Here is a 24,094-nt window from a genome sequence, read left to right as displayed (position 1 = left end):
TCCGAGTCAAAAACCTAACAAGGTTTTTTTACGAAATGCCTCATAGAATCAATGACTTGCCTAGTCTTGATGGGCGTCTTAGCTTCAGTCATTTCCCTGTATGAACATTGGACGAAAAACCCTGTATAGGGCGGCCATGATCTCGCCGATCTCCAGGCAATCCCCTGCGGCCCAGGCACACCAAGGCGATCGTTACGCAAATGCCAGTAGGTTTTTCCATCGTGATTTTGACCCTGCACGCTGAATTTTAATCGGCCGAGTTTGACGGTCTTCCGTGAGAAGTCGATGTTTTCGCGGATTTCGTTGATCCGGGCGTCTAAAACGCAATTTTTTTACTCAACTTGCGAAAACTCAAAAATTAGCGAGTTTTCGCAAACAGCCGGGGCAGGGGAGTGCTGGACAATTCGGCTATGAGTCCGAAAAACGTCCTGCTTCCATTCCTGATCGTTCTGTCGCTGCCGACCTCGATGGTCCGCGGGGATGAGGCGTTGCCGGCGCCTGCTTTGTCGTATTTCGAAGACAAACAGCGCGGCTGGTTTTGGTATGAGGTGTTGCCGGAGTCGGTCAAGAACATCCCAGCTGAAAAACCACTTGAACCTCTTCCGCGATTGCCCAAGCCTGAAGCCAATGCTTCGGAAAAATCGGTTTCAGAACCGATAGCCAAACCTTCTACAGAACCCCAACCGCTGTCTTCCGCCTGGCTGAAGCAAAACCTGGAGCATTACCTGAACCAGGCCATCGACGATCCCAGTCCCGAGAATGTGGCGGCGTTTTACTATTTGCAGCGGGTAATGATGGATAAAGCCGAGCGTTTTACCAATGCGGCCCGTTACGTGGTGATGTCCGATCCGCAACTCGATGAAACCGTGCGCAGACCGGTAGCGACTTATGCGGCCAATGAAGCCAATCATCAAGCCAGCGTGGTGGCCGAACGAGCCTTGAAAGCGATTGCGGCCCAAGCCGGCATTTTGTTTTTCTTCCGATCCGATTGCCCATATTGCCATGTGCAGGCACCGATTCTGGCGATGTTGGAAAACGCCTACGGTTTCAAAATCTATCCCGTATCGCTGGATGGTTTACCGATGCCGAACGGCTTTTTCAGTCAGTTCAAACGGAATAACGGTCAGGCGGCGATGTTGGGCGTTGAGCAAACCCCGGCGCTGTTTCTGATGAAACCGCCCAAGCAAATTGTACCGTTGGCGCAAGGCGCATTGTCGCTGGAAGAAATCACCGGTCGGATTCTGCTAGCCGCCAAGGAAGCGGGTTGGATCGATGCTTCGCAATACCAAACCACTCAGGGGATTCGCAATACACCGATGCTGTTACCTACGGCTGGCAGTATCAGCCCGGCGGTGGCACAAGATCCTTTGTCATTGATCCAGGCATTGCAACGCAGTGCCCATCTGGGGAGCACGCCATGATTTCGTTTTCTTTGTCTCTGCGCTGCCGCCAGGTACTGGTGTTGATCCTGTTGGTCGGGAGTTCCGTTCCAGCCTATGCCGACCTGCAGCAAGAAATGGACAGCATGTTCGGCACCATGACCAACTTTACGGGGCCGACCGCCCACTTGGGGCAACGTCGTGGCGTGATTACCGGCGGCAGCCTGGTGGCGCGCAATGGCATCACCAACACCAATCTGGTGTCGTTTGTGCCGCCCTCGTTCAGCGCCGGCTGCGGGGGTATCGATTTGTTCGCCGGCAGTTTCAGTTTCATCAATTTCAACCAGTTCGTGCAATTGATGCGCAACGTGGCCGGCAATGCGGCAGGCTATGCCTTTCAACTGGCGGTCGGCGCCATGTGTCCCTGGTGTGCCTCCGTGATGACCGATCTGCAAAAGAAGATTCAGGAGATGAACCAGATGTTCAGCAATTCCTGCCGGTTGGCACAAGGCTTGGTCAACGACACGGTCAAAGCCTTCGACCTGCAAAGTAAAACCAATCTATCCAATGCCTCGTTTACCCAAGGCATATCGGATGTGTTTTCCAGCTGGACCAATACCAGCACCCTGGGCGATCCGGTACAACAAATCAAGCAGAACGACCCGACCGACATGACCAAGATCATCCAGGGTAATCTGGTCTGGCGAGCCTTGGTCAATCAAAATGCCGGCGGCTGGTTCCGCTTTGGCGGCAACAGTTTGCTGGAAGCGGCGATGAGTATTTCCGGTACCGTGATCGTCGATGCCCCGCAAGCCGCACCCGATGGCAAAGGCGAGAACAATGCCATCAGCGCGCCGCCACCGGTGCTGCGGATCAAGGATTTGATGTACGGCAATGACGTCGGCAATAGTTATCAAACCGTCAGGATGTACACCTGTTCGGATGGACACGATGCCGATCAGTGCCTCAAACCCATTGTCCAGAACGTCAATCTGGTGGGCTTGAAGCAACGGGTGATGGAAATCCTGCTGGGTTCTGCCAATACCGGCAACGGGTTAATCTACAAATTCTCGACCAACAGCGGCCAGATCACCGACAGCGAAAAAGCCTTCATGCAAACTGTGCCAGATGCCATCGGCGGCATGATCCATAACTTGGCAAGGGAGGATGCCGGCATTGCAAAGTTGTGGGCCGAGGAAGTCGCGCCGGTGATTGCTCTGGAATTGGCGCAATTGATCGTCAACGATTTGCTCAATGCTGTGCAAACCGCGGCGCACATGAACGACCATGCCTACGCCAAATTGCTGATGGATGCCTTGAAAGACGCCCGCGAGCAGATTCAAGACGAGTACGTCACCATCGCCGGACGCTACGGCAATCCGCAAACCTTGATGGCGTTTTACCAGCAGTTGATGACCACCGTGAAGCCGAAACACTACGGTACCGTGGCACAGTTGCCGGCGTCCGGGATGGCGTGGCCAAGTCCTTAAACGCTCATTCCCCGTCCTCCCCACGATGCATTTCTCCCTCTTTCATTAAAAGGCAGGTCGCCCATGTTTGAAATTTTCTCCGTGGGCGATTCCGCCTATTTGCAAGCCATACTCAATGCCATCGCGATGATCTCCTGTACCGGCGATTACCGCACAGCAGCGGCCGTCGGCGGTTTGATCGGCGTCATCATCGTCATGCTTCGGGCCTTGTTGCAATGGGACGGCCGCGGCATACGCTATCAGGATTTGCTGTTAGCGTATGTGTTGTGGTTGATGCTGTATGCGCCTTCGGTTCGGGTGTCGATCGAGGATGCCTATACTGGCAGTGTAGTGGTGATCGACAACGTACCGCTGGGGCCGGCGGTGGTGGGAAGCGTGATGTCGAACATGGGTTATCGCACCACGCGTTTGTTCGAACAAGGCTTTGGCACACCGTCGATGACCGGCAATGGTTTTGCGGACAGTTTGCAGACTTTGACGGCGGTGCGGAAGAATCTGCTGTCGCGGGTGAATTTAGGCGTCGCCAATGTGCCGAACGCCGGCAGCGACATGGAAACCTCGTTCGCCAATTACGTGCGCGAATGCACCTTGACCGGTGTCGATTTGAATCAAAAATCGGTAGATGCCATCTTGCGCGATGCCGATCCATTGAATGCGATCAGGTTTGATTCCGATATTTACATGACCCAAATCTATGTCGGCGGCCAACCGCAAACCAAAACCTGTACCGATGCCTGGGCCGATTTGAGTGTGGTCGCTAATGGCAATTTTGCGACGGCGCTGGAAGGATTGTTACAACCGACCTTGGGTGTGCCGTCGGCAGCCGACACGGTACCGAAAATTCAGGAGGCCTTCGATGCGCTGGCCGGGCCAGGAGTAGTCGATGCCGCCGATTACATGCTGATGTCAGCTATCATGCCGATGTTCGAGAAAGGCGTGATCGGTCGGCATGAGGACGGCTTGCATTGGAACAAGGCGGCGATGGTCGAACAAGCCATTCAGCAACGTAATACCCAATGGGCAGCCGAACAAACTTTGTTTGCGAAGATCGTACGACCGATGATGGCCTTCATCGAAGGTTTGAGTTACGCCATTGCGCCGATAATGGCCTTTGTGGTGATGCTGGGCAATGTTGGCATTCGGATGAATATCGCCTACTTCTCAATGTTGCTGTGGATCCAGTTGTGGATGCCGATACTGGCGGTCATCAATCTGTTCATCCAGATGTCGGCCGCTGGCAAAATGGCGGCGCTGACCACCGCCACCTACAACTTGCCGTCAATGATGGGCATTTACCAGCTGGATATGGAGTTGCAGCAATGGCTGTCAATCGGCGGCATGCTGGCGGCGTCGACGCCGGCGATCACGTTGATGCTGATCTATCGCGGGGCGGTCACCGCCACCCATTTCCTGGGACGCATGGATGGTGGCGATTACGTGAACGAGAAAATCGCCACGCCGGATGTGATCAGCCCGGCACCGGTATTGAATGCCCAGGCGCAACATCAATACAGTCCACTTTCAGCAGTTACCCAAACCGGTGTCGACAAAGTGCTGCCTACCTTTACTGCCGGCAAGGACATGAGTGCGGCGGTTTCGTCGGCTTACAGCGCTTCCGAACAGGCGACCAGCAGTTTCATGAATAGCGTGTCATCAACCGCGTCGAAGTCGGCGAGTATCGCCAGTGATGCATTTGATAGCCGTTCGCTGGGTAATCAGATTGCCAGTAGTTCCAGTTATACCGATGCCTATAACCGTCAGTTCGGAGAGGCCTTTGCCAAGAAGCATGCAGACACCGGTATTTCCGCGGATCAGTTCTCGGCGTTGGTGGCCGGCAGCGCCAATGCAGGGGCCAAACTCGGTAACGACCAATTAAGTGGCGCAATCTCAGGTCGTTTGCAGAATGACTTTAAAGTCAGTCAGGATAAGTCCGATGCCATTGCCGCGGACATCAGCCAAACGGTCAACGACAGCCAAGGCTACCAAGCTGGCTTAGCCAAAAGCCTGGCACTGGATGCGCAAACCGGCACCCGAAACGTTGCCTCAATGGGACTGCAAAATCAATCGCTGTCTACGTTGCAACACAGTGCAACCGATGCGGTATCGGCCAGCGAATCCTATCAACAAACCCTATCGGCCCAACAACGCTTCGGAACTCAAGCCAGTTTCGGTGCGGCGGAAACGGGTTATAAAATCGCCCATGATCCTGGCTTGATGGAACGCCTGGATCGCACGCTAGACCAGTATGGCTTACGAGGTGATACGCAACGGTTGGCATCGCAATGGAAAGCATCAGGTTGGATCAGCGATGCCGACCAAGCCTATGCCGCAGCCGGGATGTCGTTATTGACTGGGTTTTCGTCACCCAGTTACCGCACCCTGGATGATCAACAATCACACCAAGCGCAACTCTCGGGATATCAACTGCTCGGCGATACTTTTAATGCGCCGAAAGCCGATCAAAGCTGGGATGCCAGCCGGAATGAAGCCCTGAAAGCCAATGCACCGGAAGCAGGCAAGGTTCAAGCATCAGTCGAACAGGCTCATCTCAACGATCCGCGCGCTGAAACCGAATCGCTGAATCAGCGTGCACAAATACAGATTCGTTCAGCGACGGGAAAAATTGCCGGTGGCGAAGCCCGTGTCGAAACCCAACACGATCGTAACCTGGCAGAGCGTGAACAAAACTCAAGAGAGGGCTTTGAGCAATTGGCGAATGTCAAAGCCGAGCACTTTAGACAATCAATTGCGGCTGCGGCCAATGACACGCCTTCGGCGGCGGAGGCTTCATACAATTATCTCGGTGGGAGTCTTTATAATTCGGCCAAAAATATTGAGGCAGTGGGTGCAGGTAGTCAACAATTTATCAAAGAGTTCATGTCTCATGCTGATGAAGCCTATTCTAAGAGTTCTAATTATTGGGAAGCCATAAAATACGGTGCTTCACAATCCTATTCGGGATTTAAAGAAGCGACAAAAAACTGGGCCGACCAAAGAGTGAATGAAGTAGCCGATAAGCTAACTTCGAGCCAGCAAGCCTATTACAGAGCAGCCATGATTGATGCCTTCTCTGGTATTGCCGTCTATGGTGAAAATGCTGGGGATTTAGGTAATGCAAAGCGGAAACTCCTAGATGAGGAGGGTTTGACCGATGGTAATAATATCGCCGAAGTACTGAAAAGTGCTGCGGGACAAAATAGAGGTGACCTGATCAATCAGCTTGCTAACTATAATCGTGCCCGCGGATTGATTAATTATTGAAGTGTGTTTTACTTGATGTGTTCCGGAACTGAGCTAAACCAGAAATTAGTCCGCGAATTAACATCACAAGGAAAAACATCACAATGTAACCAGTAACATCATGAACTTGATTAGCAATGATGATGGCCAATAGGACTATAACGGCCCAATAATAGTTACTTTCGTGAGAGAACTTGACTGCTAATCGTTCAATGCATTGAAAAATCAGTTCTGCCAAGGCTAATGGCGCAAAGATAATGGTACCGAATATTGCTAAACGTCCCAAACTGCTAGGTAGAAATTCCCAAGAACTCAAAGACCCTATGACGGCAAAACCTATAACAATAATCAAAAGGCGATAAAAAACAGTGAACGATAAGTTCCGTGTATGAAAACGTTGCAAAAGACGCTGCAATCCACTTGGAAACTTCGCAAAGGTGGCACCACAAAATGGGCAGATCGATCTCAGAGGTTGGCCATAATACGTCACTACTCTGGGCACCATGATACGATGACATTCGAGGCAATTGACTGTGGCATGATGCCCGGCAAATACCGACTTCGAGGGCCTGTTTTGGTGATTCTTGGTCGCCAGTCGTAAGCGAGGTGATTGTGATGAAAACGATGACATTAATGACCTCCAGCCTTTTGCTACCGTATTATCGTACCGCTAACAGACTGAGTTGCCAAGTTAGTTAGCTTTAACCCATTTGGATTGCTAACCATTGCCTTTGAAGTTCTTTAGCACATTTTCAACTTCGCTCATCACGACGCAATCGGATATTTTTAAACGGATTTAACCTCGATAGCAGACTCTCAAATTTCTTGAATTTTTAGGACATGGCAGACGAGATCGGCCAAAACCGGTCGGTCGGGGTAACTTTCCAATTTCGTTAGTTAAAGCGACCAGTGACTGACTTGACTGTCCGGTATTCGGCGAGCAAATTGACGTTATCGCTGGCTCGCCTATGAAAGCTTGATGTTGGGAACAGAAAAATTAATGTGGACTGCATGTTATTTATGAATGGAAAAGATCTTTGCGAAGGATACTCGACACTTCCCTCTAAATTTATCAGTAGAATCGAAAATTCATCTATCCCCATTTTTCTTTTGATAGCGTTCCTACCATCTTGATGAGGTACAAACCGGCATGAATTCGCTTCTGTTTCCCCACACAAAAAACAGGTAACCGTAATAAAACGTCCAAATTAAAATCAAAAAGCAGACTACGAGCAGCCAGAATATTAGCGTTCTCGCGCCGCCTCGTGAAAGGCTTTACGTACTGGCGAAAGTAAATATTCTAATACCGTACGAGTACCTAGTTTGATTTCTGCGGACACTTGCATACCTGCCGTCAGTAAATGCTGTTGCCCCTCGTTTTCCAGGTAAGGAGTTCTCAAATCAGCTAAAGCTCTATAGGCTAATGGAACTGCGGTTTTATTGTTTTTTTCAGCCGGCTGCGACATACCATCCGAGGATTGTTTATCTACGGCATCGGCACTTACATGACTAATATTTGCTTCCACCAAGCCATATTTCTGAAAGGGAAACGCCGAGAGCTTCAATTTAACCGGTTGTCCAGGTCGAATGAAGCCAATATCCTCATTGGTAACCCATACTTCCGCACGCAGGTTCTCATTCATAGGTACCAGAGTCATAAGGATGGTACCCGGCGAGGCAACTGTACCGATGGTATGGGTCGCTAGGTCTTTGATTACAGCAGCTTGTGGGGCCTTCAGTTCGAGAAGTTCGTTTCGGTGTTCGATTTTTGCTAACTCCTGGCGCAGTTTTTCTAGTTTTGTCGCGACATCAACTCTATCGGCTTGTAGTTGACGTAGATAATCGGCGGAAATCTGCTCAATATGAGTCCGGCTTTGAGTAATCGTCGCTTTCGCTGCCTGAATCACCGATGCCTGAGTCAATAAATCCTGTTCCTTTTCAATTCGTTCACGGACTTTTTCATTGGCTTGGATGCGACCGCCATATCCACGCTGCGCGAGTTGTTCAAATGCATTTTCCTGCTCACGGTAATGCGGCAAGGTTTGAACTAATTTTGCTTTGACTTGTTCCGCTGCCGCCAAATCATGTTGGGCTTTTTCCAATACGCTGCGTTCTTGCGACAGTGCGTTTCGGTAGGCATGGATATTTGCTGCGTATTGTGATGCAATTTGACTGTACAGTTCCGGTGGATCAAGATCATCCTTTTGCAACGGACGGTCGGATAATTGGGCGTCAATACGTCGCAGTGCGAGGCGATTACTATGGTAATCGTTAGTCAGCGCTTTACGGTCAGCATCTGAATACACGGCATCCATGCGCATTAATACTTGGCCAGCTTCTACGCTTTCGCCCTCCTGCACTAGAATTTGCTTGACGATCCCTTGCTCAGCCGGCTGGACAATTTTGAGATAACTAGTAGGTACCAGTTTACCTTCGGCCACCGCGACTATGTCGAGCTCACCAAACGCCGCCCATGCCAACAGCAACACCAATAGAATAAGTAGTGAATAAAGCACTACACAGGCCATAGGATGCGGCGGCTGCCGTTGTATCCTTAATAAACCAGGCTGGAAATCCAATAGTTGTCCGCTATTCGTAGCGGGTTTGCTGGGCGCATTATTGAGATTGATGTGGCTCATAAAACATAGCTAAATAAGGACTAATGAATCGATTTTATAGGTGGCGTTAGCGATTGATCAGACCCTGGTGAACTAGCCTTGACCTTACTGATACCGCCGTATGACAGCATCGTCTCTACTAAATACACCGCTTTGTCGATGACTTGATGGGGCTTGAAGTCGGCATAGCGATTTGCGAAATCAACGGCATTCTGTCGATAAATAGGGTTGCAAAGCAAACGCTCTAACAGTTCAGAGAAGTGCCCCTGAGTTCTACATTGCTTAGCTACAAGACCCGCCGTTAAGTTCTCAATACACTGCCCCATCAAATACTGCTCGATATTTTGCGGCACGAGTAACAAGGGAATGCCTGCTAGCAAACAGGCACTGACTGTACCGATTCCACCGTAAGTAATTGCAATGTCAGTGGATTTTAGCAGGCCGGAATCTAAGCGCCCTGGCTCTGCAAACACCTGAAAACCCGGTCTGGCTAGTGCTTCAGCCTGAGCACGTCGAATACCTGGTGCCACTACGACTATGTCGGCCGACTGCTTGGACAAGGCTGTCAGCAAGGCCTCAAAGCCAGGTACGCTAGGTCGTAAATAGGCGAATATATGTGTGCTGTCCATCGTGGACCAACTGATTGCTTGGCCGGCATCACGACAATAAATGGGCCCGGTATAGTTTTCGCCGTCGCGTAACCCGTAATGATCCAGTTCTCCAAAAGTTGCCAATATCTTGCCGGCACCTTCGAATAGTACCGAGATTCGGCTTAGTGTCCGCTCACCTAACGCTATAGCAATGGCATTGAGTCGTTCCAAGACACGTTCTTCAGACCGACATAACCTATCGACATCTATTGCTTCCCACGGTCTGATTGACGGTAATGGTGAGCAATTCGGAGGGATTTCAAAACCGCTACCAATGATTGTAGAGGGCAACCCGATCAATCGAGCCGCGAATAGCGCAGTAGGCGCATGATCAGTCACTATGATATCCGCGTTGAACATTCGCATCAGACTCAACCAGCTCCGGACCATCCCCCACAACGTTGCATGCTCACTGTAGCCGGATGCCAAAAGCATTTCGGCATAATTGCCCGGGGGCCTAACCAAGCGTTTATCACTGGTATCAAACGGGGCTTGGGTAAACGCAATACCATGCGGCCCAAGTAGATTCGCCGCCACAGTAGTATCTCGAACGACAAAAAACACTTGATGGCCTTTCGCTCTCAAGCCCAGGGCGATAGGTAACTGGCGGGATAGGTGACCATAATTAGCACCTAACTCCCAAGCAAAAAGAATGCGACTCATGCAATGTTATCCATAATCCCCTGGCAACCAACAGAGGAAGCATTTACTTTGAAAGACACGAAGACCCTAATTACAGGGGGGGGGGGCCGTCAAGCAGTCGGAAAACTGCATTACGCCACCCCGTGACCTGATCTACACTAACTTCGTCATGCCTTCTTGCAAACTGGATAGAGAATGCAGAGTTTGGGTTTGTGTGCCCAATCCGGGCGCGGCAATGGTCTCTTGCGCCGCGCTAGTACTAATGCCGCTCAAACTACCATTTTTGCCGTACTGATAGGCCAAGTCGCCGCCGAAGGCTTCGGTATCAAAGCCTCCCAAGTGAAATTGACTCAAGGCATTACTCAGCGCCCAGCTGGAAAGGCCCGGTCGAGACGCTCTAGCCGTATCGAAGGAATCGACTAGACCCGAAAAATCAAACGTTTCGATCTTGTTATCCATGAGCGGATTGGCTGAGTTTTGATCGAATCCAGTCATGGCCTCGGCCACTACCTGCAAATTCAGAACAGTTTTATGTTCGGCACAATCATACCAATCATCGAATTTGATTCGATCACCATTACCCATGTCCAACACCAGATCGTCACCGTTCTTACGGAATTTTAAATCGCTATAGCGAATACCGCCGCCAAGCGATAGGGTATCGTCCTGCGCGCCGGAGGAGTTGAGCGTATCCGCACGGTCACCCCGATTGAATAGAATCACGTTGCTGCCTCCGGACAAGGCCAATTCATCATTACCGATGCCACCAATTACTACGGCAGCATCGCCATAGACGGACAGTTCGTCGTCGCCGGCACCGCCATCCAATAAATTGTGACCTTGGATGTCTCGCAAGTTATCGTTGCCGTTGCCGCCCTGCATAAGATCGTTACCGAATCCGCCGGATAGTTGGTCGTTACCGGTTCCGCCTTGCAATACATCATATCCGGCGCCACCATCGATACGATCATTGCCGCTACCGCCCAGTAATAGGTCATTACCGGCAGACGCCCAAATTACGTCCTTGCCGCTGCCACCGTCAATTTTGATGTCACCGTAACCATAGCGACGGCTGGTTAAATCAACCACGTCATCACCTCCACCCATTTGGATCTCTTCGATCCCGACTAATCGAGGGCCCGACTGACCGGCGGGGTAAGGACTGATATCGTCATCCAGTAATAAAGCATCGCTACCCGAAGTGGCCTTCAAAATGTCGTATCCAGCGCCGCCATTATAAATATCGTAGATACTGTTATCCAAGTCAAGCCAGATGAATAGCCGAGTCGAAGGGTTTTGCGGATTTCAAGACACCGAATGCCACATGAATCAATTTACGCATCATGGCACCGATAATCAGCTTATTGGGTTTACCAGCACCGGCTAATCGTCCACGGAATTGTTTACCCCAGGCTGTTTTATAAAGCGTCACCATGGCCGGCATATAGAGCGCTTTGCGCAGGAAGGCATGGCCTATTTTGGAGAGCCTGGGCTTGCCCTTGAGGCTGCTGCCCGATTCGTATTGCCGGGGATCGAGTCCGGCAAAAGCGGCGGCCTGCCGACTATTGGCAAAGCGCGAGGTATCGGCGTAGAACGCGAGGATGATGGCGCTGGTGCGCTCGCCAATGCCGGGAATGCTATCGAGCAGTTCGCGCTGTTGCTTGAGATCGGGATGGCGATCAATGTGATCGTTGATGGCGTCGATCAATTGTTGGATCGCAGTATCCAGCCAATTCAGATGCTGTTGAATGTCCTCACGCACGGCCTCGCGCGCCACTAGCAAGCGGTTGTTTTCCTGGGTGCGCATGGTTTGTAAGGCGTCCAGCCGTAATACTAGTGCGCGCAGTGTGACTTCCGCCTCGCTACGGGGCTGCCAAGCAGGCGGTTGGCGCTCGGCGCAGAAATCGGCGATGAGTTTAGCATCGACCGTATCGGTTTTGCTGCGGGTGAGCCGTGAAGCGCCATAGGCCTTAATTTGTGCTGGATTGACGACGCTCACGGTGAAACCAGCGGTTGCCAGATGCTGAGCAACGTCTTCCCAATAAATGCCGGTCGCTTCCATGCAGACATGAGGCGATTGGGCCTTTTGAGCGGCCAACCACGTCAACAACGTCGCGAAGCCGTCGAGAGAATTGGGAATGACTTTGGCGCGAAACTTGCCGCTGTGCAGACGCAATGCGCAATCCAACTTGGCTTTAGCAACATCGATACCGAGATAAAAATGGGACATGAAAACCTCAAATGATCTACCTTGTGAATGCAGGCTGCCGGAAACCGGGCCGAAGAGACTGTCCGATCGTTGATCGAGAGTGGGTCGCTGCTGCAAAGATCTACGCCGGGGATTTCGAAATCCAAGCTCCGATACGGCATCCAGCGACCCAAACCTGAGGTGCCCCTCAGGTGTGTTTTCACGAATTACTATCCTTTGAAAAGCACGCTTGGATAATACAAGCTCCGATTTCGCTCCGCCAGGCTGACTGTTTCAGCAGAGCCTTGATATCCGGGACTACCGACATTAATCCTCCGTCCGGATTCATCTTCGCATGAGTGCTCGCCGTCGTCGTGAGCATGATGATGGTCGTTTTCGTCATCCTCATGATCATCGTGGTCATCATCGGTCCAGCGGCTGTCAACAGAATACAGCAGAGTATCGTCTCCCAAAGCTGCCTGCAGCCAATCCCGACCCGCTTTACCGTTGAGCGTATCGTCACCGGCTGTTCCAATCAGTATATCGTCGCCGTCGGTACCGTCGATAATCTGTCCTTGCGCCACATTTGGCGCAATATTCAACACAAAGTCATCGGCTACCGATAAACCCCCTGCATCGCTAACTAATATGCGGAGCGACACGATACCCACATCCAGCGCACCGGGCATGCCGCTTAAAGTACGCGACGTACTATCGAAACTTAGCCAGCTCGGCAACGCGCCACCATCGGCCAAACTTAGACCGTAACTCAGCGAGTCGCCCACATCGATATCCTTAAAGCCATTCGCCGGAATCTGATAAGCGAATGCAACACCTTCTTGCGCCGTTTGATCGAGAACCGGGACCACTAGGATCGGTGCGTCGTTGATATCAGCAATAGCGAGATCAAAGTCAGCTGTCGCGCTAGCGCCGACTGAATCGATTGCTGTCAAACGGATACTAAGATTGCCGACATCGCTATTTGCGGGGGTACCGGAAAAACTCAAAGACGCTGCGTCGAACTGCAACCAACTTGGCAATACGGCACCATTGGATAAGGTCGCCGAATAACTCAAGACATCTGCTGCGTCTATATCGACGAAACTGTCGGGCGGCAGTGTGTATTGAAAAGCTTGATCCTGGGTTGCTGTCTGATTAGTCAGCGGGGTTGCGAGGAAAGGCGCATCATTAACGTTTTGCACGGTTAGCACAAAGCTGTCTTCCGCAGTGCCTCCTAGCGAATCGCTCACCAACAGTTTGATGGTGTAGGAGCCAACTTCGCTGTTACCTGGAGCACCACTGAAACTTTGCGTCACTGTATCGAAACTCAGCCAAGCCGGTAAAGACTGGCCGTCAATCAACGTCGCACTGTAACTTAACGTATCGCCGGCATCGATATCTATGAAGGACGCAGGTGGCAGTGAGAATATGAATGGCTGATTTTGGGTTGCAATTTGATCGGCGAAAGGCGTTAACAATATCGGAGCATCGTTTACGTTCGTTACGTGCACGGAAAAATCGGCTGTCACTGAACTGCCGGATGTATCCGTCGCCGTGAGCCGAATACCCAAACTACCGACATCGGCATTAGCCGGTGTACCGCTAAAGCTCAGTGATGCCGCATCAAAAGCTAACCAACCAGGCAGCGCTGAACCATCACGTAACGTAGCGGAGTACGTCAAATGGTCACCCTGATCGACATCAACGAAAGTCGTGTCAGGCAGGGTAAATGTCAACATTTGATCCTGAGTGGCAATGATATCGCCGGGATTGACTGCTACTATGGGTGCATCATTAGCGTTTATGATAGCCAGATTCCATTGCGTTTCCGCCGTCGCACCGAAAGCGTCGGTACCGGTTAAGCGAATTGCATAGCTGCCGACTTGCTCGTTCGCCGGCGTGCCGGAGAATGTCGCGGTAGCTTGATCGAAATGCAGCCATGCCGGTAACGCGCTGCCGGCGGCCAAGGTGGCCGACAAAATCAGTGCGCTATTCGCATCGGCAAACAAATCGCTTGGCACTTGATAGTGTATCGGCTGATCTTCCCAAGCCATATGTTCGGCCAACGCCACTCCGACGCCCGGTCCGGTATTGAGCGCTGCTTCAATTGGTAACGCCCCGCCATCAGCAAATTCGAAGCGGTCTATGACTTGGCTACCAAATACGCCGCTAGGATCGTAATTGAGAATACGCACCGCGTCGCCTTGGTTACCGTAAGACACTGTCAGCGTAGTGCCGTCGCGCACCAACGTCAGATCGTCAGGGCCAATACCCTCTCCAAAACTCAAGGTATTGGCATAACCATTCAGCAAGGCATCGTGGATCGTATCGATACCGTCACCGAGGTTAAAGACAAAGGTATCCCGGCCCGCACCACCCAGTAGGTTGTCGTCGCCGCTACCACCGGTCAACACATCGTCACCATCACCGCCATAGAGGCTATCCGCACTTTCATAACCGTACAGGCGATCTCCAAGGTTAGTACCGCTTAAGGTATTCCCGTTTTGATCACCCTGTATGACAAATGTACTTCTGACCAGCTGTCCAAAATCCACTACGCTACCATCCGCAAATCGAAAACTGTCCACAGCGCGTGGGCTGTTTTCGACATCATTGGGATCGAAACCTTGCAGACGAACCTCATCGCCGTTGTCTCCCACACGGATGATGAACCAACCCGGCTCGCCGTTAGCGGGAGCTTCGAAATGCAAATGGTTGATCAAATCTTCCTGGGTGATACCCTCACCAAACTCCAATTGGTTGCCAGCCCCCATTTCGGCGCTATCAACGATGGTTAGCACCCCGTCACCTATATTAAACAGATAGCTGTCGTCGCCCGCGCCGCCGTTGGCCGTATCGTTACCTGGACCGGATTCAATGCGATCATTACCGTCATACCCGAATATTCGATCAGTGATGGCGGTACCGAGTAACACATCATTATCCATTGTGCCGTCGATATCGAAGCCGCGTGCAAGTAACTCCGCGTAACTGAGCAGTGGGGCGGTAGCGCCTAACTGGTAATGCTCAATGGCATGGGCACCGAATGGATCATTGCGATTGAAACCGGATAGGCGAATCTGATTGTCTGCATCCGGATAGTCAAGGATCAAACTGCCGGTTTCCGCATCGTGGCTCAATGTGACTGCGTCGCCGTCAAAGTCCGCATCGGTAAATACCAAGGTATTGCCCGCACCGGCTTCGGCTGAATCGGTAATGCTATCCGTCCCTTCATCGGTACCGATTAGATATACGTCGTCGCCGGCACCGCCGTCCATCGTGTCGTCACCGGCTAGAGGGCGGAAGATATCCGCTTGATTACTACCGGTCAGTTCATCGTTATTGGGCGTGCCGACGATTTCTATACCGAGCCCCAGTAACTCGCCAAAATCCAAACTCGACCCATCGGTAAACTGAAAACGCTCAACCGGTGTTAAGGCTTCCGGATCGGCAGGTTGGAAACCGGTTAAGCGAATTTGATCTCCGTACGGGCCGACGTGGATTGTTAATACATCACCGTCCAGACTCAGCCGTAAATCGCTCTGAGTTATACTGCTACCAAAGCGTATTTCATTACCTGAATCGAGGCCGGCCAAATCGACGATGGTGTCGACACCGTCGCCAAGATTGAACACGTAAACATCGTTACCGTTGCCGCCTTGCAATGTGTCGTTACCCCGGCTACCAACTATAAAATCATTGCCACCCGAACCCACAATACGATCTTGCAGGAAGGTGCCTTCCAAGTAATCATCCGCATCCGTTCCCGTCAAATCGAAACCACGTGTCAGTAATTCCACATGGGTAAGCTCGGTACCATCGGCAAATTCATAAATGGCCACCGCATTGTCTTCATCGGGATAGTCATGGCTAAATCCGCTTAATCTGACAATGTCTCCCAAGGTGCCGGTATTGATGACCAAATTTTGGTTATCGTCATAGGACAGTGTCAATAACTCGGGATCTATACCCTCACCGAATATCAACCGGTTACCGTCGCCGTCAGCTAAGTCTATGATAGTCAGATCACCGTCACCCACGTTGAAGTGGTAGGTATCGTCACCTTCCCCACCTTCGGCAATATCGGTACCAGGACCGGCATTGATGTCGTCATCACCTGAGCCGGCCAAAATCGTGTCGTCACCTGACCCACCCATCAAACGGTCGTCGCCGCTGCCCGCTTCTATCCTGTCAGCGCCGGTACCACCCTCAATAATGTCGTTGCCGGAACCCGTAGCGATCACATCGTTACCAGCCCCTGCATCGAAGATATCGTCGTTTTCGTTACCGAGAATGAGGTCATCGCCATTGGTGCCAATATTGCCGTTGGCGTAGTAAGGCGTGCCAAAAAGATCGTCAATTTGTGCATACGCTACCGCATAACCCCCGCCCATTGGGGCAGTCGTACCCGTCAATTCGAATTCCGAGGCGTTACTCTGAAAAATGGCGACTGGCCAGGTGCGATCTGACGACATCAGTCCCGATGCCTGTGTCGCAACCAGTCCAGCCAAATTGAAAATACGTGCATGTCCGTCGGCATCGATAAACTGTAATCGGGCAACTGCCGGATCTTCAGATACGGAATAACCATCCCATACCCGGAACCAAGGGAAAGTAATACTGCCGCCCGCGCCGCCATCTAGCAGCAATACCAAATTGCCTTGAGCATCCACCGTCGCGGAAATATCATTGGGATTAACGCCAACACCGAACGAGAGGGTATTGATTGCTCCATTATTGGCATAGGTATCCAGATAATCGTCGCCGTCACCACGATTAAAGGCAAACGTATTGTTACCGTCTCCCCCATACGAATAATCATTGCCGCGTCCACCTGCTATGATATCGTCACCGCTGTCCCCGTAAACCGAATCGTCGCCGTAACCGGCTGCAATGACATCATCGCCGTAACCGCCAACAATAATGTCTTCATTGGCACGGGCATCAATCTTGTCGATACCGTCATAGCCATAAATCTCGTCGTCGGCCACACTGCCTAACAGAAATTCGTTCGCGTTGTTGCCGTACTGATTGCCTATCACCCCGGCATCCGCCCGTGCTAAAACCTCGCCCAATGTCAGTTCAGTGCCATCGGCAAATACAAAACGGCGTACTTCAAAATCTTGCAGGGTCGTATAGAAGCTGTAATAGCTACCACCATAACCGCCACCGTAATCGATGCCACTGTAATAACTTTGCAATTCCAGCAACAGACCGTCGTCACCGCCCACGCCAACCGCCAATAACAGTCCGTCTCCATAATTGCCGCCGTAACCGCCACCATATCCACCGCCGTAGCTTCCTCCGTAAGAGCCACCATAGCCACCGCCGTACCCACCATAGCCACCGCCGTAGCCTGACGAGCCCGCATCGCGGATTTGCACCAACAAATCAGCCGCACTGACGCCGGGTCCGAATACCACAGCGTCGTCGCTAAATCTGAACGGTTCAGCCATAATGTGATCGAACCCATCACCTCGATTCAGAACATAAGTATCGGAACCGCGACCGCTAACAAGTTCGTCATCGCCAGCACCACCGGCCAGGACATCGTCGCCAGCCGTACCATAGGTATCGTCGCCATATAGCCGGTCACGCCCTGTTCCACCATATAGCTGGTCATTACCGTTATTGCCATACAAGGCGTCTTCATCTGCGCCACCTTGCAATACGTCATCACCTTCGCCACCATACAGCCAGTTTGCGCCACCTTCGTCTTGTAGAGCGTCATTACCGCCTTGACCGTATAACTCGTCGTTGCCGGTTCCGCCGTTCAGTGTGTCGTTACCGTCTCCGGCATAGAGGGTATCGTCCCCGGCAGCGCCAAACAGCGTGTCGTCGCCTTCCAGGCCAATGATGATATTCGCTCCGGCTGTGCCCGTTAGAATGTCCACATTCGGCGTACCGAGCAGCGTATTACTGTTGCCTGCAATACTGGCTAACAAGGTTATCGTATCGACGTTCCAGCGCGTGCCGTCGGCAAATTGCAAGAATTCGACCTGATTCCAGCCGCCATAGTTAAAGTTGATGACTCGCATGCTATCGGTGCCACCGACGATGCCTATCAATAAATCGTTGCCGTCGAAGGACAGTGCAACATCGGTTGTGGCAATGCCGGCGCCCAGCCGTATAGTATCCGTCCCGTCGTCTTCATCGATAACATCATGACCGTCGCCCAGACTAAAAAGGTAAGTATCGTTACCACCGCCACCGTAGAGAAGGTCGCTACCGCGACCGCCATTCAGCGTATCGTCCCCCCAAGCACCCTCCAACATATCGTCGCCAGCATCGCCGGTGATAACATCATTGGTATAGAACCCTAACAGTTCGTCAGCGGCGGACGTCCCTTGCAATACCTTTTGCCTGATGACATCAAGGTTCCAGACCGTGCCGTCGGCGAAGCGGATTTCCTCGATTTGATTCAGTTCGGAATAAAAACTGTTTTTCACCGTCAAGACATCAGTAGAATCCTCCAAAGTTAATATCAGATCATTGCCTTGGCGGCTGAGTCGCACGTCGGAGGGAATCACGCTCTCGTCTAGCGTGATGAAATCGTTATTATCGTCAGAGCTTCCGGCATCCGAGACCGAGTCGCTACCATAACCGTAACCGAATCGATAGCCGTCGTTACCGACACCGCCCATCATGCCGTCTTGACCGGCGCCACCATCCAGGAGGTCATTACCTAGGCCCCCCGATAAAGTATCATCCCCGGAGCCGCCAGTCAGTTCGTCGTCGCCGGCTTCGCCAAACAACCGATCATTGCCTGCCAAACCTGTGATGGCATCGCCAGTGGCGTAACCGACGATGTCGTCGTCGCCGGAGCTGCCCACTAAACTGTAGGCAACTGCATCGGCAGCCGTCCATACCGTGCCGTCGGCAAATTCGATACGCTCTATCAGGTTAGCGGCTTCCCGACCCAGTTGTGGGTTGAACCAATTTTTGACGGTTAAGGTTTCGCCGGTTTCCTGAATAACAAAATTGAGATCGTTACCGCGATGCCTGACTAACACATCCGTGGGGAGAAGATCGGGGGTAAAGCGGATGGTATCGCTATTACCCATCGAGGCATCGCTATCGATGATGGTGTCGTGCCCGTATCCCCGACCAAACAGATAAATATCGTTACCTGCTTCGCTAGTGGACCATTGGCTACCGCCGTAAAGCATATCGTCGCCGCTGCCGCCATCCAGTATGTCGCTGCCCATTTCGCCGTACAAAATGTCATTGCCGGCATCGCCATACACACTATCGTTACCGTAACCGCCGAAGACCCTATCGTTGTCCTCGCCACCGTGCATGAGGTCATCCCCGCCATCGCCGAACAACATGTCGTTACCGCCCAAACCCTCGTAACTTTCGCCCTGACGTCCCCCTCTAAGATAGTCATCGGACTCGGTACCTATCAGACGCAAATGAGTTTCCAGGTAAGAAATATCCCACACCGTGCCATCGGCAAATTCGACCCGCTCGATTTTGTTATCGTCGCGATCGAAGGCAAACCAATCCTGAATAGTCAGACTGTCCGCGCCGTTATCCAGGCGCAATACCAGATTATTGGCGACGCGCAAAATACTGACATCGTTCGGTGTTACGTTGGGTTGAAAGCGGATGGTATCGGTTTCGGTATGCTTTATATCAGTGTCCAGAACGATGTCGTGTCCGTATCCTAAACCGAATACGTAGGTATCGTTGCCGCTCACTGCACCAAATCGGTATAAATATTTATTGATTATCGTGTCATCTCCCAGTCCGCCGTCAATAACATCGTCACCCAAGCCCCCTTCGATTTGGTCGTTCCCCAAACCTCCCTCGATCAGATCGTTTCCTGAGCCACCAACAATTTGATCGTTACCGCTACCGCCATTTATATGATCATCGCCTTGACCGCCGTCTATGCGGTCATTGCCTGCCAGACCAGTGATAATATCATTCGTGTAAAAAGCCGGAATGGTGTCGTCCGCCTCGCTGCCGGCCACGATCATGGCCCGCAGCTCGGCTTCGGTCCACACCGTGCCGTCGGCGAATTCGATGCGCTCGATCCGACTGACGGTGTTTTCGTTATAGTAATAATATCCCTGGATCGTGACCCGGTCGGCGCTGCCGGCAATACCTAAATCCAGATCAAAACCGTTGATGCTGACTTGCACGTCGCTCGGCGCGATGTCGGCCGCAAAGACCAATCTATCGACATTGAAGCTAGCGGTATCATAGTCGATGATGGTATCGTGACCACTGCCACGCCCGAAGTGGTAGGTATCGGCGCCGTTATCGTATTCGGATCCGTAGTAGCGAGTATTGGTGTAGTAGTTGACGTTGTAATCGCCCCCCACCAGAGTATCGTCGCCGGCGCCACCATCTAGCGTATCGTCTTCCGATCCTCCCAGTAGCAAATCATCGCCGGCATTGCCGCTTAGGTTATCGTTGCCAAGACCGCCATGGAGTTCGTCGTTACCGCCCAGGCCTGTGATGGTATCGGCGGCATAACTGCCCTGAATGACATCGTCGCCTTCGGTCGGTTGCGCCACGGTATGACGCAGCAGTTCATCCGCATTCCATACCGTGCCGTCGGCGAAATGAATGGCAGGAATTGAGCGGCGCATCAATTCACGGGGGTTATTGTAGGCGTTCCACCAGCCGTTAAATCCGCTATTCGCTTGAATGGTTAAAGTTTCGCCGGTGTCAATGATGCGCAACCTCACTTCCACACGACCTAACATCTCGACCTGAATGTCGGCGGCGGTCAGTCCCTCCAGTAGCAATACGTTGCTGCCGTCGCCATCGCTTAACACATCCTGACCACTACCGCGCCGGAACAAGTAGACATCGTCGCCGCGCCCCCCCTTTAGTGTGTCATCGCCGCTGCCGCCGTCGAGCCGGTCTTTGGCGTAGCCGCCCTGGAGTAGGTCGTCGCCGGCGCCGCCCATCAGGATGTTATCGCCGTTGCCATCGTAGAGGGTGTCGTTGCCGGCACCGCCCAGTAAGACGTCGTTGCCGTCGTTACCGATCAGGGTATCGGCCTGGTCGCCGCCCAGCAGAATATCGGCAGCAGCGCTGCCATCCAAGCGGGTGGTGCCGGCGGCGGTGATCCGGACACCGAAGGTATTGAAAACCTGTTGCAATTCCGGTGTGACGGGGTTGGCGCGCAGCGCCTCTTCCAGGATATTCCAGGCCTTAAAATCGGTACCCTGGAATTGTTGTTGCGTTGAGCGAGTGAATTCGATCAGGTCGGTAATGCCGTCGACCGGGTTGGTTTGAATGTTTTGGCTTAGAGTGGCTTCCAGGGCCGTGAAATCCAGGCGGAGACCTTGGCCATCCACAATCAAGCCGACTTGGTCCAGCAGCGGTTTGAAGCGGGTTTGCAGCAGCAGGTTTTGGTAGACGGTTTCTCTGAGGGCTGCGTAACCTTGATCAAGCGCGTTAAGCTGTGCTTGGGCGAAATTGACTAAGAGGCGCTGGCTGGGCTCTCCAACGGCTGGACGGTAGCTGTAATCATTGGATAAACCTAGAATGGCCGAGCTGCCGGGCTGGTTTTGGCCGGGTAGGTTGAAGAAGTAACGGCCGTTAAAGGCTTCCAAGACGTGAATCTTGCGGTTCCAACTGGCGATCAGGGCTTTGTAGTCGGCATCGACGAAGGCATCGTTGGCGCCGTCGGGCGATAGCGTACCACCGTTGGCGGTCACGGCGGCTGCCGGTAGCAGATGACTGCTGCGACTGACGTTGCCGAAGCTGTCGTAGCGAACCCGGAAGTGCGCGGGATCGCGATCATCCATACTGTTGGCCATGCCGGCGGTATCGGCCCAGCTACTGAGTAAGTTGTCCAACAGCGCCAACTGCTCGGTACGCGTAGCGGCTTGGCTATATTGCGTCAATAGCGCATTAACCGCTGTGGATAGGCTGGCGGCTTGGTGCAGTTCGCGGACTTTGCCGGCGCCTTGCAGGTTGGGCAAAGCACTAACACCCTCAGCCAGCGGCACGGGCTCGCTGAATTGGCTGCGGAAGGTGTCGGCGGCCAGGTTGATCTCGGCGATTTTGCCGGTCGTGCCGTCGCTACGGGTAACATCAGCCTGACCGAGCAGGCGGTTGCCGTTACCCAGGGATTGGTTGGCGGTACTGTGGGCGAGCGCGATGGATTGAATACCCAGATCAGCCAAGGTGAATAGCTCGCCGATTTGTGAGGTGCCGTCCTGATTGAGGTCGCGCCAGACCCGCAGGTCGGCGAAGCGGGCGTCTGAGGCATCGATCCGGCCATCGGCATTGCTGTCTTCCTGAGACAGCGCCACAAAGCCGTCGGCAGCGGTTTTACCGTTCGCCAGCAAGGTGCCGTCGCCAAACAGTTCGCGGCCCGTGTCTATCGTGCCGTTGCCGTTGCGGTCCAATACGAGCAGGCCGTCGTCGGCCTTGACCCAGCCGGAGGCGGTTTTGACGCCGTCGGCATCGTGGTCGAAATAGACATTGCCGATGCCGGTAGTTTCAATGCCGTCGCCGTCCAGGTCCAACACCAAGGGGTCGCGGCGGGGGACGAAGTTTTGGGCGGCGTTGAATTGGCCGGCGGTGAGCGGGTTGATGTCGGCGCCGTGGGCGGGGGTAAAGAAGAAATCCAGAATCGATTCCAATAGACTTTTACCCGGCATTGAGGCATCGATCAGTTCATCTACCATCTGCTTGGAGCCGTTCAGGCTCAGCAGTTCGCCATCGGCGGAAATCGACCATTCGGCATGCTCGCCGGTGACCGGATCGTAGGCGTAATAATTGCTCGAACCATCGGGGTTGGCAGTGCTCAACGACAGCAGGTCGCCGGCTGGAGAAACAGTCCACTGGGCAGATTCGCCGGAAGACGGATCGTAGGCGGTATAGGCTTGGCTGCCGTCGCTGTTATTGGTGCTGAGCGACAATAGCTCGCCGCCGTTAGAAAGCCGCCATTCCGCGAAGGTCTGACCTTGTGGGTCGAAGGAATAATAGGTTTTTGTGCCATCGGCGTTGGCGACGCTAGCCGAGGTTAAATTACCGGCGGCATCCAGCTTGAAATCAGCACGGGTATTGCCGTTCGTCGCGTTGGCAAAATTCGAGACCGAGTCAAGTTCGCCGGCACCCGCCGAACGGATGAAAAAATTATCGATAAGATCAAAAAAATCGGGCGAAACCTGTTCCACCCAATCGACCATGTTTTTTGAGCCACTCAAGGCCAACAATTCTCCGCTAGCGGAAACTGTCCATTCGACATGGTCGCCGGTGTTGGGATCATAGGCGAAATGTTCGCTTGCGTTGTTTTCAAGATTATTGCTTCCACTGAGCTCCAGTAGATCGCCAGTTTTGGAGAGCTTCCATTCGACGTAGCGGCTTTGATTGGCGTCGTAGGACGAAAAATATTGGCTGCCGTCGCCAATATCCGAATTAATTTCAGCGAGTTTTCCATTTGCGGTAAGAGACCATTGAACATAGTGCTCAACATTGGAGCTGGGGTCACGTGCATCGGTTCCAAAGCTATAGTAAACCTTGCTATTATCCGAATTGGTAATGATCGTGGAGGTGACTTTACCGTTGGCATCAAGAGTGTATTCATAGCTGGATCCATCCGTATTGCTGATGTGAGTAGTAGTACTGTTATCGGGATTAGAGGTAACAACTTTGTCAGTAGGCGCAAGGGCAATCGATAAGCTTTGAAGCGCACTATCAAGGCGTGCTTCACGTGACTCTACTCTATCAGGATATGTTTGCCCTTCTTCGGTACCTTGAATAAACGTATAAATATCATCTCCGGTAAGTTGTTGGCCCGGCTGAATTTGAGGTGCTTGTGAAACCGATTCTCCTGAAAGCCACTTAACCATCGGGCCGTTTGTACTCATGCCGCCAAATTGATTAGCATAATCCAAAAGTCTAAGCTGCA

General features: G+C 52.4%; 9 protein-coding genes. 3 read left to right on the top strand and 6 right to left on the bottom strand.

Going from position 1 to position 24,094, the window contains the following annotated elements:
- Nucleotides 1–410 precede the first annotated feature (410 nt).
- From traF to JL719_RS14815, 3 genes are all read left to right on the top strand, one after another.
- Nucleotides 411–1,421: a conjugal transfer protein TraF gene (traF, locus tag JL719_RS14825; protein WP_033159528.1), complete on the top strand. Its 1,011-nt coding sequence runs from the start codon at nucleotides 411–413 to the stop codon at nucleotides 1,419–1,421.
- Complete coding sequence (locus JL719_RS14820) at nucleotides 1,418–2,869, top strand: conjugal transfer protein TraH (RefSeq protein ID WP_129871419.1); 1,452 nt, start codon at nucleotides 1,418–1,420, stop codon at nucleotides 2,867–2,869. Before traF ends, JL719_RS14820 begins: the two co-directional genes overlap by 4 nt.
- A gap of 63 nt (nucleotides 2,870–2,932) precedes the next feature.
- Complete coding sequence (locus JL719_RS14815; RefSeq protein ID WP_033159621.1) at nucleotides 2,933–6,130, top strand: conjugal transfer protein TraG N-terminal domain-containing protein; 3,198 nt, start codon at nucleotides 2,933–2,935, stop codon at nucleotides 6,128–6,130.
- Here JL719_RS14815 and JL719_RS14810 read toward each other — a convergent pair.
- The 6 genes from JL719_RS14810 to JL719_RS14785 all read right to left on the bottom strand — a co-directional run bounded on the left by JL719_RS14810 (nucleotide 6,120) and on the right by JL719_RS14785 (nucleotide 24,053).
- Complete coding sequence (locus tag JL719_RS14810) at nucleotides 6,120–6,740, bottom strand: hypothetical protein (RefSeq protein WP_084153575.1); 621 nt, start codon at nucleotides 6,738–6,740, stop codon at nucleotides 6,120–6,122. The genes JL719_RS14815 and JL719_RS14810 overlap by 11 nt on opposite strands.
- Nucleotides 6,741–7,353: 613 nt before the next feature.
- Nucleotides 7,354–8,748 (bottom strand): HlyD family type I secretion periplasmic adaptor subunit, encoded by a 1,395-nt coding sequence (locus JL719_RS14805; RefSeq protein ID WP_033159622.1) that lies wholly within the window; start codon nucleotides 8,746–8,748, stop codon nucleotides 7,354–7,356.
- A gap of 20 nt (nucleotides 8,749–8,768) precedes the next feature.
- A complete protein-coding gene (locus JL719_RS14800; RefSeq protein ID WP_051670570.1) occupies nucleotides 8,769–10,040 on the bottom strand; it encodes a glycosyltransferase in 1,272 nt (423 codons plus the stop codon).
- 132 nt (nucleotides 10,041–10,172) lie between these two features.
- Entirely contained in the window at nucleotides 10,173–11,282 is a 1,110-nt protein-coding gene (locus JL719_RS14795) for a calcium-binding protein (protein WP_051670572.1), read from the bottom strand.
- Between the two features lies 1 nt (nucleotide 11,283).
- Entirely contained in the window at nucleotides 11,284–12,249 is a 966-nt protein-coding gene (locus tag JL719_RS14790) for an IS110 family RNA-guided transposase (RefSeq protein ID WP_033156983.1), read from the bottom strand.
- A gap of 188 nt (nucleotides 12,250–12,437) precedes the next feature.
- Nucleotides 12,438–24,053, bottom strand: coding sequence for a calcium-binding protein (locus JL719_RS14785; protein WP_165385969.1), 11,616 nt, complete (start codon nucleotides 24,051–24,053; stop codon nucleotides 12,438–12,440).
- Nucleotides 24,054–24,094: the final 41 nt, after the last annotated feature.

Origin of the sequence: Methylomonas sp. LW13, assembly GCF_016865255.1 — a bacterium.
GTDB lineage: Bacteria > Pseudomonadota > Gammaproteobacteria > Methylococcales > Methylomonadaceae > Methylomonas.
Note: the sequence above shows the minus strand (reverse complement) of the source record. Positions and strands in the feature narration are given on the sequence as shown.

What these genes read in the sequence shown, in the direction of transcription:
- JL719_RS14815 (WP_033159621.1), top strand. Translation starts at nt 2,933, where the DNA reads ATGTTTGAAATTTTCTCCGTGGGCGATTCCGCCTATTTGCAAGCCATA.
- JL719_RS14790 (WP_033156983.1), bottom strand. Translation starts at nt 12,249, where the DNA reads ATGTCCCATTTTTATCTCGGTATCGATGTTGCTAAAGCCAAGTTGGAT.
- JL719_RS14805 (WP_033159622.1), bottom strand. Translation starts at nt 8,748, where the DNA reads ATGAGCCACATCAATCTCAATAATGCGCCCAGCAAACCCGCTACGAAT.
- traF (WP_033159528.1), top strand. Translation starts at nt 411, where the DNA reads ATGAGTCCGAAAAACGTCCTGCTTCCATTCCTGATCGTTCTGTCGCTG.
- JL719_RS14820 (WP_129871419.1), top strand. Translation starts at nt 1,418, where the DNA reads ATGATTTCGTTTTCTTTGTCTCTGCGCTGCCGCCAGGTACTGGTGTTG.
- JL719_RS14785 (WP_165385969.1), bottom strand. Translation starts at nt 24,053, where the DNA reads ATGAGTACAAACGGCCCGATGGTTAAGTGGCTTTCAGGAGAATCGGTT.
- JL719_RS14810 (WP_084153575.1), bottom strand. Translation starts at nt 6,740, where the DNA reads ATGTCATCGTTTTCATCACAATCACCTCGCTTACGACTGGCGACCAAG.
- JL719_RS14800 (WP_051670570.1), bottom strand. Translation starts at nt 10,040, where the DNA reads ATGAGTCGCATTCTTTTTGCTTGGGAGTTAGGTGCTAATTATGGTCAC.